Source organism: Endozoicomonas sp. ALC020 (genome assembly GCF_049275935.1).
GTDB lineage: Bacteria > Pseudomonadota > Gammaproteobacteria > Pseudomonadales > Endozoicomonadaceae > Endozoicomonas_A.
This window is the reverse complement of the sequence record NZ_CP184830.1, coordinates 380,880-394,452: the sequence shown is the minus strand read 5'-3', so window position 1 is coordinate 394,452 and position 13,573 is coordinate 380,880. Positions and strand designations below refer to the sequence as shown.

Genomic DNA, 13,573 nt, shown 5'->3' with positions numbered 1-13,573 from the left:
GCCAAATCCGTTTATGGCAAGCTCGCCAGTGCGGTGCTATAAAATCTAGCGCAAACGTCAATCATCATGCCTAGGCCGGATGACGTACGAATTTTTTCCACTAGCGAATGGATTCACAGAAGCTGATTTTATTAGCCGGGATCTATGAGACGCTCACAACAAAAAAAAGCTGCCTGCTCGATGGTCCGATCACTGCTTGTGCTAGTGACGATGTTGTTTGGGGATTCGCTGCATGCATTGGAATTAGTCGGCTCAAGCCCGCTACCAGCTCATTTCCTGTATTCCAATAAGTTGGCTGAACCTGGACAGCCCGATCCTCTTCGAGGGTGTCACGAGTTGACTCCAGTCATTCCCGTCATTCCCGTCATTCCCGTCATTCCCGTCATTCCCGTCATTCCCGTCATTCCCGTCATTCCCGTCATTCCCGGCTTCATTCTCGTCATTCCCGCGAAGGCGGGAATCCACACTGACTCACCACCAGAACCATACTGCCCGGTGCCCCCCTGGCCTTGTCATCCCCGAGAAGGCAGGGATCCACCGTTGGCGCTGGATTCCCGCCTACGCGGGAATGACGACCTCGGAGCGTGGGAACGAGTTGTTGGGCTTTTGCGACAGCCTCCGGAGTGTGGGAACGAGTTGTTGGAGTTTTACGAGCCCCCTGAAGTTCTGGAGAACACTTCTAATGGACTGATCGCCAGGGGCGCCGCCGGAGGAGATGATGGCGATAAGCCACCTGACGGAAACAGCCGGAGTCCTGACCCAAAGCCTCAACCTGTCCTTACCCTTATTCCTGATCCTGTCCAAACTTGTCTGCAGCAAAAAAAGCAACTGCTTATAATATTACAAATCAAACGACTATGGGCGATTATAACAGGCCAGACCACCCTGTCCCGAATTTTGTCAGACCGGATCATGGTGATTGAAGCCGATCTTCTTGATCTGGAAAGGTCAGACCCTGGCACGATTCAACCGGGGCTGGTTCAAACATGGCTGGCAGAGAATGATCAGGAACTCAGAGTTTACCGTGAGATGGTTTCTGGCAAATATTCTGGCCGACAGACGGGTAACGGGAAAAAGAATTCATCCTCCCGAACGACCAAAGCATCAACGACCGCGACAACAGTTCAGACCGGCCAGACAAGCGGATCTGCTGCCCGTAACAGGGGAACCGGTTCGACAGGCGCCAATGGTCGTGGAGGCGATGACCCACTGAAACCCTCAGCTGAGCAGGATACCGGACATTCGCATGTAGCTTGTTCGAAGTGTGACAAGGCATTGAATCCACAGGAATTAGGACGTGTAGCAAATCAGACAGCAGCTTCAGCGTTGTTGTGCGACAAGTGCCTGTCGGGCATTCAAGGTAACAAAAGGGTAAGACGAATCCGGGAAGAAGCAGAACCGGATTCACCAGAACCCGCTCCGAAAAAAAAGAAAGGCCCGGGTAGAAAGAGAAATAATTCAACAGCTGTTGCTGAACCAGCGGCCAAAAAAAAGAAACCGCCAGACACTCAAATTCCCGATGATCCGTTAGAAAAAATAAAAGCAAATATCAAGTACGAATTAAGTCAGGAAGAGCTGAAAAAAGTGCAAACCCTGATGGTGATATTCAAGAAAAAAAACATCACTGTAAAAAAGACCTTTTATAAGCTGCTTGGTTTCGTAGATAGAGATTCTTTTAATGGTTTCTTCGATAATGCCGCCGCCTTTTTTGGGTACCTTTCTGAAAACTTCAAAAATACAGGCATGTTGACCGGCATGCTGGATAATAGCAAAAAACATATCCGTAGTTTTGCAGAGCGTAGCCAGGATGAACTCGAATATTTAGCGAGTTTAGATGTAGTGACTTCTTTCTCGTCCATGAATAATGGCAAAGGCGTGCCCACACATGAACAAGTGAAAGCAATACTGGGCTGGCCAGAATGGAAAGACAGGGATGGTGAGTTTAATACGAAGTTGTTCCGATCCTTCTCGTCTATGAATCATGCCAAAGGCATCCTCAAACATGAGCAAGTGAAAGAGGTGTTGGGCTGGCCGGAGTGGAAAGACAAGGATGGCGAGTTCAGTATGGAACTGTTCCGCGCCTTCTCATCCATGAACAGTGGTAAAGGCATGATTAAACATGAAGAAGTGAAAGAAGTGCTGGCCTGGTCGGAATGGAAAGACAAGGTTGGCGAGTTCAGTATTGAGCTATTCCGCTCCTTCTCATCCATGAACAGTGGTAAAGGCATGCTCAAACAAGAGGAAGTGAAAGCGATGTTGGGCTGGCCGGAATGGAAAGACAACGATGGCGAGTTCAGTATGGAGCTGTTCCGCGCCTTCTCATCCATGAACAATGGTAAAGGCGTGCTCAAAAAAAAGGAAGTGAAAAAGGTGCTGGGCTGGCCGGAATGGAAGGACAAGTTTGGCGAGTTCAGTATGGAGCTGTTCCGCGCCTTTTCATCCATGAATAGTGGCAAAGGCATGCTCAAACAAAAGGAAGTGAAAGCGGTGTTGGGCTGGTCGGCATGGAAGGACAAGGATGGCGAGTTCAGTATAGAGCTGTTCCGCTCCTTCTCATCTATGAATAGCAGCAAGGGCATGATTAAACATGAGGAAGTCAAGGAGGTGCTGGACTGGCCAGAATGGAAGGACAAGGATGGCGAGTTCAGTATGGAGCTGTTCCGCGCCTTCTCGTCTATGAATAGCAGCAAGGGCATGATTAAACATGAGGAAGTCAAAGAGGTGCTGGGCTGGCCGGAATGGAAAGACAAGGATGGCGAGTTAAGCATTGAGCTGTTCCGCTCCTTCTCGTCTATGAATCATGGCAAAGGCATGCTCAAACATGAGCAAGTGAAAGAGGTGCTGGGTTGGCCGGAATGGAAAGATGAGGATGGCGAGTTCAGTATGGAGCTGTTCCGCTCCTTCTCATCCATGAACAGTGGCAAAGGCATGCTCAAACAAGAGGAAGTGAAAGAGGTGCTGAACTGGCCGGAATGGAAAGACAGGGATGGCGAGTTTAATACGAAGTTGTTCCGATCCTTCTCGTCAATGAACAATGGCAAAGGCATGCTCAAACATGAGCAAGTGAAAGAGGTGCTGGGCTGGCCGGAATGGAAGGACAAGGATGGCGAGTTCAGTATGGAGCTGTTCCGCGCCTTCTCATCCATGAACAATGGTAAAGGCGTGCTCAAAAAAAAAGAAGTGAAAGAGGTGATGGGCTGGCCGGAATGGAAGGACAAGGATGGCGAGTTCAGTATGGAGCTGTTCCGCGCCTTCTCATCTATGAATCATGGCAAAGGCACCCTAAAACAACAGGAAGTGAAAGAGGTGCTGGGCTGGCCGGAATGGAAAGACAAGTATGGCGAGTTCAACATTGAGCTGTTCCGCGCCCTCTCGTCCATGAATAGCAGCAAGGGATTGATTAAACACGAGGAAGTGAAAGAGGTGCTGGGCTGGCTGGAATGGAAAGACAAGTTTGGCGAGTTCAGTATGGAGCTGTTCCGCGCCTTCTCATCCATGAACAGTGGCAAAGGCATGCTCAAACAAAAGGAAGTGAAAGCGGTGTTGGCCTGGTCTGAATGGAAAGACAAGGGTGGCGAGTTCATTATGGATCTGTTCCGTTCCTTCTCATCCATGAACAGTGGTAAAGGCATGCTCAAACATGAGCAAGTGAAAGAGATGTTGGGTTGGCCTGAATGGAAACACAAGGATGGCGAGTTCAATATGGAACTGTTCCGCGCCTTTTCATCCATGAACAATAGAAGAGGTATGCTCAAACATGAAAGCGTGAAGGAGGTGCTCGGCTGGCCTGAATGGAAACACAAGGGTGGCGAACTCAATATGAAGCTGCTCCGCGTTTTCTCCTCTATGAATCACGGCCAAGGCTTGCCCAAACATGAGTCTGTGAAAAAAGTGCTGGACTGGATAGGTTGCCGAGGGGCGCTCAATCACAGGCTACTGCAAATAATGCTCAGGCTCCTAGTATCAGAAGGGCTGCCTGCTATCAAGATGCTGCAACACTGGGAAACACAACTGAAACAGTTACTGCTTACAGAACTTACCGGAGAACACAGCAACCCGGATAATGAAGGAGATGACGAATACAATAGCGACTCAGATGATGAAGAGGACAAATGCAGTCGCCAGATAAAAACAGTCGCTCTTTATCTTTCCACCCCTAAGCCAGACTGGTCGCTAACATGGACAGTTTTAAAACAGTTCTGCCAATACCATAAAGAGACAAAAACGGTTCTGATGCTGGAATCATTGATAGGGCTTTTATCTTCTTCTGGAGGGAAAAGCGTCAAACGTTACCTTCAGGCTAATCAACTGGATAAGCATTTTTTGTGGCGCCATTCAATGAAAGCCGTGCCTTTGCGCGTGTTAAATAGAGCAATGTTTCTGTTTTCTTCCGATGAAGACAGGGAGCGTTTTGTCTTTTTTGCCAAGCGGCTGAAGTCATTGCCGGATAAAGGACTATGGGAGCAGTACTCAGCCCGGTTGCAACCATTGTCGGCGGTGCTGAAGCTCGAATATATGCAAGGGCTCTATCTGGAAATTCTGCAACCCTTAACAAAAGATGATCAGCTGCGTTTTCTGGATACCAGCCATGCCCGGGCTGTATTCAATCTGTTTCCCTCGTTGAGCGCTTTGCAAAAACTCAGAAAAGAGCATTCTACCCATTGGTTAAGCAAGCTGCTTGAAGCCTGCCTGCAACTAACAACCCATGACATTACCAAAGAAGGCATCCAGATACTGTTCGAAGCGCTGCTCAAAACCCATAGTCTGCTACCCTGGGATAACGATATTCCCGATCACTTTCTGTCCGGGATGCGAACAACCGACAATAACCATGTTGAGATACCTGTCACTGGACTTATCCCATCAGGAGAACAGTTAGCCCTGAGCTATATTGCTGTGTTGATGCAGAACCTCAATGAGATGTCTTTCACCGTCAAAGGGCAATGGCTTGAGGTTGAACTGCCAGGAGACGGAGTTCAAAACTACCGCTTTCCAATGCCACAGCTGGAAATACAGGATGAAAAAATGGTAATCAGCAACTGGTCAGAGGAACAGTTCAGGACTGTTTTGAAAATCACCGAGACGTCTGAACACTATTATGTGACAGCAGACCAATGGCAAAGGCGTTTAAATTCCGATGACCCGGTATACATCCAAAGACGCAAAGCCAGACTGACCGCAAACGGAGAGCCGGGAGCAAACGGTGCTGTTGAAGCAGCCTCCTTTAATCCGCTACCTGTTCATATTCTGGCTATTCTGGACGACAAACGAGAAAAGCAGGCCTTTGCCAGTTTATGGTTAAAGCTGAACCAGACAGAAATTTTTGGCACCGAAATACTGAATTTACTGGAGGAGTACGAGAATGAAATAGAGCTTATGCATACAGTGACCCTCCTTAAAAAAGCCAAAATCGATAGCGCTACCCACATACTGGAAGTATGGAGGCAACGGGCATGCAGCAAAATAGAGCGTTTAAAAAAGCAAGACCCTTTATTATCCGATGTTGATCCTGATGTTTATCAGAGTTGTCAGGAACTGGAGTTGCTTGATGGGTGTGGGAGTATTTTCTAAAAAAGATTTGTGTCGTTCTGGCAAACTGGGCCAGAAAGCTTTCTTGGAAAGAGGTTGCCAGCACTTTCGACACAGAAATGCGCCACAGATTTTGCTGACGAGGCTGAAATTGAGGAGCTCAGGCGAATACTGAAAGGTTGAATCCGTAGGTCATGCAGTGGTTGGGCAGTCATTATCTGACCGGATTTCGGTATAACCAATGGTGTAAGTCAGGTATTTTCTTTAGAATGCAGAGCCCCAGTTCCAACAGCTTATTTGAAAAGCCGTTGATTCCATTTCGGTGATGAGGTGATTTCATGGATATCATGGATCAAATTAAAGAGCAGATTGAAACACATGACATTCTGCTCTATATGAAAGGTTCTCCCAAGCTGCCTCAGTGCGGATTTTCCTCCAAAGCTGTGCAGGTTCTGATGGCTTGTGGCGAGCAGTTCGCATTCGTAGACATTCTGGCTAACCCGGAAATTCGTGCCAACCTGCCAAAATACGCCAACTGGCCAACCTTCCCGCAGCTCTGGATTAAGGGGGAGCTGGTGGGTGGCAGCGACATTTTGATCGAGATGTACAACAGCGGCGACCTTCAGAAGATGATCAAGGCTGCTGTCGGCAAAGAGGAAGGTGCTGAATAATTTCAGCCTTCTTCAAGGTGGGGAGGACAGAATCCTCCCGCCTAGTCTTCCTCACTCTGAGAGAGCAGATAATTTTCCATTCCCATGGTTTTGATACGGTACAGATGGACTTCCAGACTATCCATATGCTCTTCTTCCGCAGCCAGAATTTTTTCCAGTAACTGGCGTGAGCCGTAATCACCCACCTTTTCACAGACATCGATGGCATCCTTCAGAGGTGGAATCGCTTTCAACTCCTGTTGCAGGTCAGCTTCCAGAATGCCTTTAACGTCTGCGGCAATGATCGGCTTTTGCATGTATTTGAAGTCAGGCATGCCTTCCAGAAAAAGAATTCGCTCAATCAACCAGTCGGCATGCCACATCTCGTCAATGGATTCCTTATATATATACTGGCCGAGTTTGTTGACTCCCCAGTTCTTTAGCATTCGTGCGTGTAGAAAGTACTGATTAATGGCAGTCAGTTCATTCATAAGTACTTGATTCAGATGATCCAGAACACCTTTTTCGCCTTGCATAACAGGGGCTCCATACAGTCATGAATTAAAGGGGGCTTTCATTCCATTAACTATTTCCAGGGACTTTTTCCAGGAACTATTTCCAGGGACTTTTTCCAGGAACTATTTCCAGGAGCTGTAGAATACTTCTCTCCAAAAAACTACAGGCACAGGAAGTATGGAGCCTCATCGGCTTCTGTCAAAGATAACTGTCTGAAAAACAATGAGAATATTTCTTATTAGCGTTATCGGTTGTGGTCGCTATCAAGTCTCAGAGGGGTATATTTTCCATCGCATGGGATGAGCGGATCACCGAAATAAATGGATTAGTCGACTTTGATAGATTTTATCTATCATTTGAAAGAGAAAATTTATAGATATTTGTGCAGGGGTTTATAGGCTAAGGCCGTTATCAGGTGTATCATGATGTCGCTTCAATGATTGCGATGACTGCAACGATTGCATGATCGCAGTGATACATACTTAACCTTGGAGATTAAATTCATGGGCGTACTGGTTGGCAAGAAAGCTCCTGACTTTACTGTTCCTGCCGTCCTGGGCAATGGCGAGATTGTTGAAGAGTTTACCCTGTCCGAGGCGATTCGTGGCAAGTTCGGTATTCTGTTCTTCTACCCACTGGACTTCACTTTCGTTTGTCCATCCGAGCTGATCGCTCTGGATCACCGCATCGATGCGTTCAAAGAGCGCAACGTTGAAGTTATCGGTGTTTCCATTGACTCTCACTTCACTCACAACGCGTGGCGTAATACGCCTGTCAGTGAAGGTGGCATCGGTCCTGTTAAGTACACTCTGGCCGCTGACATGGCTCACGACATTTGTAAAGCCTACGACGTTGAGTCTGAGGGCGGTGTCGCTTTCCGTGGTGCTTTCCTCATTGATAAGGACGGTGTTGTGCGCTCACAGATGGTTAACGATCTGCCTCTGGGTCGTAACATGGATGAGCTGGTCCGTCTGGTTGACGCTCTGCAATTCCACGAAGAGCACGGTGAAGTTTGCCCGGCTGGCTGGAGCAAAGGTGATAAGGGTATGGACGCGTCCCCTGCGGGTGTTGCCAAGTACCTGTCTGAGAGTGCTGAAGGCCTGTAATTACAGACTTCGTCATTTGATGATTGAAAAGAAAGTCGCCTGCGGGCGGCTTTTTTTTCTGTTGGTGCGTATTAGAGAACAGGCCCAGAACTTACGGGCGTTCGGCTCCTGTTTTATAGATCAGCAAGTTATTTCCAGTGCTTTTTTTCAGAAACTTTTTGAACAAAGCTGAGGAGAAGGACTTGACTCAGCCGGAAATCTCATTAATATTCGCTGCCGTTAGGTGATGACGCAAAGCATCGTCGACAACGATTCCCCGATAGCTCAGTTGGTAGAGCAAATGACTGTTAATCATTGGGTCGCTGGTTCGAGTCCAGCTCGGGGAGCCAGCTCTTTCTAATCACTTTTGATTGAAGAGTTGAATGTTTATTGAACTGCGTGTTTAATAGACGGCTTGGGTCGTTAGCTCAGTTGGTAGAGCAGTTGGCTTTTAACCAATTGGTCGTAGGTTCGAATCCTACACGACCCACCAATTTCTTCCCCGATAGCTCAGCTGGTAGAGCAAATGACTGTTAATCATTGGGTCGCTGGTTCGAGTCCAGCTCGGGGAGCCATTTTAAACTCCTTAGCAAGGGTTAGCTTTCTGGATTGCGTATTCAGAAAGTTCAGTGGGTCGTTAGCTCAGTTGGTAGAGCAGTTGGCTTTTAACCAATTGGTCGTAGGTTCGAATCCTACACGACCCACCACTTTTATTCCCCGATAGCTCAGTTGGTAGAGCAAATGACTGTTAATCATTGGGTCGCTGGTTCGAGTCCAGCTCGGGGAGCCATATTCTCACTCTCATGCAAGAGTTTGTTTCCTGAACTGCGTGTTCATTAAGCATCAAGGGTCGTTAGCTCAGTTGGTAGAGCAGTTGGCTTTTAACCAATTGGTCGTAGGTTCGAATCCTACACGACCCACCAAATCAACAAAAAGCCGGTTCAAAGAACCGGCTTTTTGTTTTTTGCATGCTAAAAATAAATCAATGCAGCTTTAGATGGGGGCGTGTCGTTTTCCCGATAAAGTCTTTGATAATCAGGGCTCCAGTCCTCAATCGTCCAAACAGAGCTACCTGATGCATTCGGTAGAGGCTGATATAAAACATCTTGGCCATCCTGCCTTCCACCATCATATCGCCGCCTGTGATGGTTCCCATCAAATTACCTACGGCACTGAAACGACTCAGAGAGATCAGAGAACCGTAGTCTTTGTAGGTAAAGGTTAAAGGTGCCTCACCCTCCAGAACTTTTCCTGTCAGGCTCTTGGTCAGCAACTCAGCCTGCTGGTGAGCAGCCTGGGCTCTTGGAGGTATAGTGAACGGTTCGCCGTTACTGTTTGTCAGTGTGCAGCTGGCGCAGTCACCCAGTGCGTAAATGTGATCATCCAATGTAGATTGCAGGGTGGGTCTGACCACTAGCTGGTTAATTCGATTGGTTTCAAGGCCGGCGATGTCTTTCAGGAATGCTGGCGCTTTGATGCCTGCGGCCCAGATACTGAGATCGGAGTTGATAAAGTCACCGCTTTTTGTATTCAGGCCTTTGTCAGTAATTTCACTGACCAGCTGATGGGTTTGTATAACAATCCCCATTTTCTGCAGCTGTTTGTGAACACTGCTGCTGATACGAACGGGCAGGACAGGCAGTATTCGTTCGCTGCCTTCTATGACAGTGATGTTTACTTTGTTTGGCTGAATCGCGTCCAGGCCATATCGGGCCAGTTCTATGGCTGCGTAGTGAAGTTCTGCTGCCAGTTCCACACCTGTCGCTCCGGCACCAATGATGGCGATGTTTAACTCAGGTGATTTCTCATGGGAAGCCTGGGCATGAAGGTAATGATTCAGAAGCGTTGTATGTACTCTTTCTGCTTGTTCCCGGTTGTCCAGAAACAGGCAGTGATCCACTGCACCTGGTGTATTAAAGTCGTTGGCGGTGCTGCCCAAACAGATGACCAGGTCATCGTACTCCAAGCTGCGCTCGGGAACGACCTCTTGTCCGGCTTCGTCGTTAATAGGAGCGAGGGTAATGGTTTTATTATCCCGGTCCAGACCGCACATTCTTCCGGGTAGAAAGTGGAAATGATTCCATTTGGCCTGAGCCAAATAGCTCAGCTCATCTTCAAAAGCATTCAGGGAGCCTGCGGCCACTTCATGCAAAAGGGGTTTCCAGAAATGCGTTTTTCGAACATCCACCAGGGTAATTCGGGCTTTCTTCTTCTTGCCCAGTTTTTTTCCCAGTTTGGTGGCTAATCCGAGCCCTCCGGCACCTCCTCCAACAATTACTATTTTATGCAGCTGGTCAGTCACTTCATTCTCTCTATTTTTATAAAGGAGTGTTTTGAATCAGTCTGAAATCCCCAGCTCTCTTCTTGGCTTTATGGTTAGAAAGAGCGGAAAACTGATTGAGAACACACCCTACAGCTATTCAGGCTGACTCAGCCCAGGATAAAAACGCCTATCAGACGGCTGAGAACACCAAGTATGACAATCAAAAAGCTCAGCCAGAACATCAGCTTTAAGGGTCTGAAGCGGCTGCGCTCTGTCGCATTGGTCCCAGTGCTGATAAAACGGTCAACTTTGGCCTGATCTTCAGGGTATAGACGGGTCTGGATTTTTTCCATTTGCCACTCCGTATCCTCGGTCAGCACATTAGAGTATGCTATTTAAGCAGTCAATCTGCCAATAGATAACCTGAATTTGACTGAGAAAAGCCTAAAATAATTTGAACTTGTGTACTAATTAACCAATCAATCACGGTTGACTGGGCTCAAGCTCTCGATCAATCTAGTTTAAACGGTATGAAAACTGGGCGCAGCGGGTGAAACTGTTTTTATTGGCGTTAAAAGTTCAATATTTCGAGTGGGTCGAACTATACAGGGTATTTCGTCGTTTCTCATCCCATCGCACATTCCTCAAAGCCTATCTTGGGTTGAAGCTTCGATACCTGCTGGACAGCCCTTTTCAGGTCAGTAAGCGTTTCCTGATTAAGAAAAAGTCAGATGATTTATATCTTTACGGTGAAACACCTTTAACAGTGCTTGATGATATCTGTGAAAAGTCTGGATTAACGTCCCGGGACCACGTTTTTGAATTGGGTGCAGGCAGCGGTTTTACCTCTCTCTGGATGGCTGCTTTTGCAGGTGTTCGAGTGACATCGATTGAGCAGATTCCCACGTTTTGTCTGAGACTCCGGCGTCTCAGTGGTAGAATGAAGCTGGATAAACTAACCGTTATTGAGGGGGATTATCTGGAGGCGGATCTTTCGGGGGCGACGGTCGTTTATCTTTATGCATCCAATCTGGATGATCTCACTATTCGATGTCTGACGCTGAGAATGCTGGCCCTTAAACCCGGGAGTAAAGTGATTTCTGTCAGCTATCCGCTCCAGGATTATTGCCCCATACCGGGTATTTTTGAACAGAGTGAACGCTTTTCTGCTCGCTTCCCGTGGGGGGAAGCGGATATATTTTTGCAGGTCAGAACATCTTGTGTGCAGAAGTCATGCGTTTGACGACGCTGCTGCCATAGCGAGCGATCATTTCAGGAATCGGTTTATCCGGAAATTGCTCTAATCCCACCTTGATGAAATTCCATGTCGCCTGAGCTTGTTTGATCGGTTTGGCCGCATGGGCGTGGTCGCCGTATTCTTGACCCAGCCTGGACAACTTCTGTTCGAAATGTCGAGCCAGTGTTTGCAGCTGAAGCCGACCGGAAGCGCTCTTGTCTTCATTTAACTCGGAAAGAGTCAGGCTGAGATAGTGACGGGACAGGCGTTGCATGAGTAATGCCTGCTCAAGAAAATCGAGCTTTTCATTTTTGTGTGGTTTGCTGGTCAGGATTTCTTGTCTGAGAAGCAATAACTTTCTATCCAGTCTGGCCAAGGCCAGAAGCAGTGTAGTGGCCTCAGGGGGACGGGAGTGAGCGGGCAAGTCAGCCATCCAGGCGGCGTGTCGGCTAATGATAGGCCATAGACTCAGGGTCGATGATAGCAACTTCGAAGTTTCCTGATCGTTGGACTTTTCCGGCAAGGCCGGGATGCTCTGGTTCAGCAGAGCCAGATTGTCCTGCATTTTCATTCTGGCGTCCTTGTTGAGAAAATCGATCTGGAGCAAGTGAATATTTTCGATCAGCTGATTCAGCAATAACTCCTGCTTCAAAAGGTGCTCTGGGGTCAGGTTGTTGTTTTTGGCAGCCGACTCTGAGGACATAGCCTGGTTCATAAAAGTCAGAAGGAAAAGCAGTGCGGTCAGTAAGTGAGCTTTAGACATTGCGGGGTCCGGAAACAGTTAAATCATCCCTTATGTATCGGATATCCCGGCTGTCACTTAACCTGACAATCCAGAAGCAGCTTATCGACATTTGCAGCCCTCAAAGACAGTGAACAGCCATACCAGGAGCCTGACCGAGAATAGACTGCCCTACGCGGCAACTGCTCCTGCGTTGCTCTAGCTCTTGCATCCATGCAGTCGTACGGCGGTAGCAAATTGGTCTGAAAATCCGCTTTTGTTCGTCAAATAGCTCGCTATTCTCCTCACAAAACCGAATTTTCATCCTCAATTTTCTGCCGTCCTCGCTACGGGGTCGCCTAGACGGGCGCTATTCTCGGTCAGGCTCCTAGAAGACCTGTCAATGCTTATGAGAGCATGCAAATACGACTGTGATGTCAGTTATTGCCTTCCAGCTGTTCCTTGAGCTTGTCAGGAACTTCCTTGATCACGAGCTGATTCAGATCTTTGTTGTACACCACCTGGGTACCGAGCAGCTCGGCATCAAAGGCAATGTTAAGACCTTTGCTGCGACCGGTATACTTAACCAGTTTGGTTAGAGTGCGTTTTTCCGGAGCCATAGGTTGACTCATGTCGTAGTCGCGGGTGTTGACGAAGCGGGCAAAATCATCGGAGCCCGCTTCACTCAGATAGCCGGTAAGTTCATCCAGAGTTAGGGCATCGCCATCATCCATTTTGGTTTGGCAGAAGTCGTAGACCTGTCGGCTGACTTCCTTGTGATTTTCCAGAGAAGGCGCTTCCCTGGCGTACTCCTTTACAGCACTGACCAGTGTGTCAGCTTCTTCCTTGCTGTTACTGGTTTCATTGCAGCCCAGAGCTTCCTGAAATACATCGCTCAGACGTCGGCCACCGCGGGGACGCAGGAATGAGAGATAACGACCACTGTTCTCGTTACCCTGCCATTCGGTGATATTAATGCGGCAGGCCAGTGGCATTCTGGCTGTATCCAGATAGGCTACATCCTGAATAGCAAGATCATCTGTCACGGTTATGCTGACATTACTGGTTAGCATGCAGAGCATGAAGTATCGGGTCAGGCCCTGCTGATAATCAGCAAACAGCAGGTAGCCCCCACCCAGTGCTCCGGCCTGATCGAGCTTTTCCAGAAGCTGGTTCAGGGTATTGCGGGTCAGGGCTGTAAAGTCCATCTTTTCTGCCAGGTAATCACCCAGTTCAGTTGGGAAAGGGCTTTCGGCATCGGGGTTGAACTGGCCATACTGTTTGTCCTGTTTCTTGTTGTAAGTTTGCATCAGGTCGTCCAGCATGGCTTCCAGGGCCGGAGTGGGGGGCAGGCTGTGATTTGCCGGAACAGCAGTCAGGGAGTCACTGTCGGGGACCTGTTTCAGCTGGTGGACAATGATTTGTTGTATGGCCATAAGTTAATAGTCTTGAACGCAGTGAGGATCGTCTAACCCAAAAATTTCTTAGAGCAGGTTCGAACAAAAGTAAGCTTCGGAAGAAGCAAACCGGAGCCTGCTATGGCAAAACATACACAAGAAACCCTTCGTTTTC

General features: G+C 48.1%; 9 protein-coding genes and 6 tRNA genes. 10 read left to right on the top strand and 5 right to left on the bottom strand.

Annotation, left to right across the window (positions count from 1 at the left end; translation table 11 throughout):
- Positions 1–336: 336 nt before the first annotated feature.
- Both ACOJUO_RS01530 and grxD read left to right on the top strand, forming a co-directional pair.
- The gene (locus ACOJUO_RS01530) at positions 337–5,571 is read left to right on the top strand and encodes a hypothetical protein (RefSeq protein WP_422138723.1); all 5,235 of its coding nucleotides are present in this window, start codon (positions 337–339) and stop codon (positions 5,569–5,571) included.
- A gap of 296 nt (positions 5,572–5,867) precedes the next feature.
- Entirely contained in the window at positions 5,868–6,200 is a 333-nt protein-coding gene (gene grxD, locus ACOJUO_RS01525) for a Grx4 family monothiol glutaredoxin (RefSeq protein WP_422134994.1), read from the top strand.
- Between the two features lie 41 nt (positions 6,201–6,241).
- Here the strand turns inward: grxD and bfr are convergent, their stop codons facing one another.
- On the bottom strand, positions 6,242–6,715 hold the full coding sequence (bfr, locus tag ACOJUO_RS01520) for a bacterioferritin (RefSeq protein WP_422134993.1): 474 nt from the start codon (positions 6,713–6,715) through the stop codon (positions 6,242–6,244).
- Positions 6,716–7,198: 483 nt separating this feature from the next.
- Between bfr and ACOJUO_RS01515 the strand changes: the two genes are divergently transcribed.
- From ACOJUO_RS01515 to ACOJUO_RS01485, 7 genes are all read left to right on the top strand, one after another.
- On the top strand, positions 7,199–7,801 hold the full coding sequence (locus tag ACOJUO_RS01515; protein ID WP_422138722.1) for a peroxiredoxin: 603 nt from the start codon (positions 7,199–7,201) through the stop codon (positions 7,799–7,801).
- 253 nt (positions 7,802–8,054) lie between these two features.
- Positions 8,055–8,130 (top strand) — tRNA-Asn (locus tag ACOJUO_RS01510).
- A 67-nt stretch (positions 8,131–8,197) separates the two neighbouring features.
- Positions 8,198–8,273 (top strand) — tRNA-Lys (locus ACOJUO_RS01505).
- Between the two features lie 6 nt (positions 8,274–8,279).
- Positions 8,280–8,355, top strand: a tRNA-Asn gene (locus tag ACOJUO_RS01500).
- A 56-nt stretch (positions 8,356–8,411) separates the two neighbouring features.
- Positions 8,412–8,487: transfer RNA gene (locus ACOJUO_RS01495), tRNA-Lys, on the top strand.
- Positions 8,488–8,494: 7 nt separating this feature from the next.
- A tRNA-Asn gene (locus tag ACOJUO_RS01490) sits at positions 8,495–8,570 on the top strand.
- Positions 8,571–8,627: 57 nt separating this feature from the next.
- A tRNA-Lys gene (locus ACOJUO_RS01485) sits at positions 8,628–8,703 on the top strand.
- A 59-nt stretch (positions 8,704–8,762) separates the two neighbouring features.
- Here ACOJUO_RS01485 and ACOJUO_RS01480 read toward each other — a convergent pair.
- Together ACOJUO_RS01480 and ACOJUO_RS01475 are read right to left on the bottom strand one after the other, a co-directional pair.
- Positions 8,763–10,082 (bottom strand): NAD(P)/FAD-dependent oxidoreductase, encoded by a 1,320-nt coding sequence (locus tag ACOJUO_RS01480; protein ID WP_422138721.1) that lies wholly within the window; start codon positions 10,080–10,082, stop codon positions 8,763–8,765.
- A 128-nt stretch (positions 10,083–10,210) separates the two neighbouring features.
- Positions 10,211–10,396 carry a DUF3094 family protein gene (locus ACOJUO_RS01475; RefSeq protein ID WP_422134933.1) on the bottom strand — a complete coding sequence of 62 codons (186 nt, stop codon included), beginning with the start codon at positions 10,394–10,396 and terminating at the stop codon, positions 10,211–10,213.
- 197 nt (positions 10,397–10,593) lie between these two features.
- On the opposite strand from ACOJUO_RS01475, the gene ACOJUO_RS01470 reads away from it, so the two are divergent.
- On the top strand, positions 10,594–11,286 hold the full coding sequence (locus ACOJUO_RS01470; protein WP_422134932.1) for an SAM-dependent methyltransferase: 693 nt from the start codon (positions 10,594–10,596) through the stop codon (positions 11,284–11,286).
- Here the strand turns inward: ACOJUO_RS01470 and ACOJUO_RS01465 are convergent.
- Positions 11,252–12,043, bottom strand: a complete 792-nt coding sequence (locus ACOJUO_RS01465) for a hypothetical protein (protein WP_422138720.1) — start codon at positions 12,041–12,043, stop codon at positions 11,252–11,254. The genes ACOJUO_RS01470 and ACOJUO_RS01465 overlap by 35 nt on opposite strands.
- A 395-nt stretch (positions 12,044–12,438) precedes the next feature.
- Complete coding sequence (locus ACOJUO_RS01460) at positions 12,439–13,437, bottom strand: nucleoid-associated protein (RefSeq protein WP_422138719.1); 999 nt, start codon at positions 13,435–13,437, stop codon at positions 12,439–12,441.
- Positions 13,438–13,573 lie beyond the last annotated feature (136 nt).

What these genes read in the sequence shown, in the direction of transcription:
- grxD (WP_422134994.1), top strand. Translation starts at nt 5,868, where the DNA reads ATGGATATCATGGATCAAATTAAAGAGCAGATTGAAACACATGACATT.
- bfr (WP_422134993.1), bottom strand. Translation starts at nt 6,715, where the DNA reads ATGCAAGGCGAAAAAGGTGTTCTGGATCATCTGAATCAAGTACTTATG.
- ACOJUO_RS01515 (WP_422138722.1), top strand. Translation starts at nt 7,199, where the DNA reads ATGGGCGTACTGGTTGGCAAGAAAGCTCCTGACTTTACTGTTCCTGCC.
- ACOJUO_RS01475 (WP_422134933.1), bottom strand. Translation starts at nt 10,396, where the DNA reads ATGGAAAAAATCCAGACCCGTCTATACCCTGAAGATCAGGCCAAAGTT.
- ACOJUO_RS01465 (WP_422138720.1), bottom strand. Translation starts at nt 12,043, where the DNA reads ATGTCTAAAGCTCACTTACTGACCGCACTGCTTTTCCTTCTGACTTTT.
- ACOJUO_RS01460 (WP_422138719.1), bottom strand. Translation starts at nt 13,437, where the DNA reads ATGGCCATACAACAAATCATTGTCCACCAGCTGAAACAGGTCCCCGAC.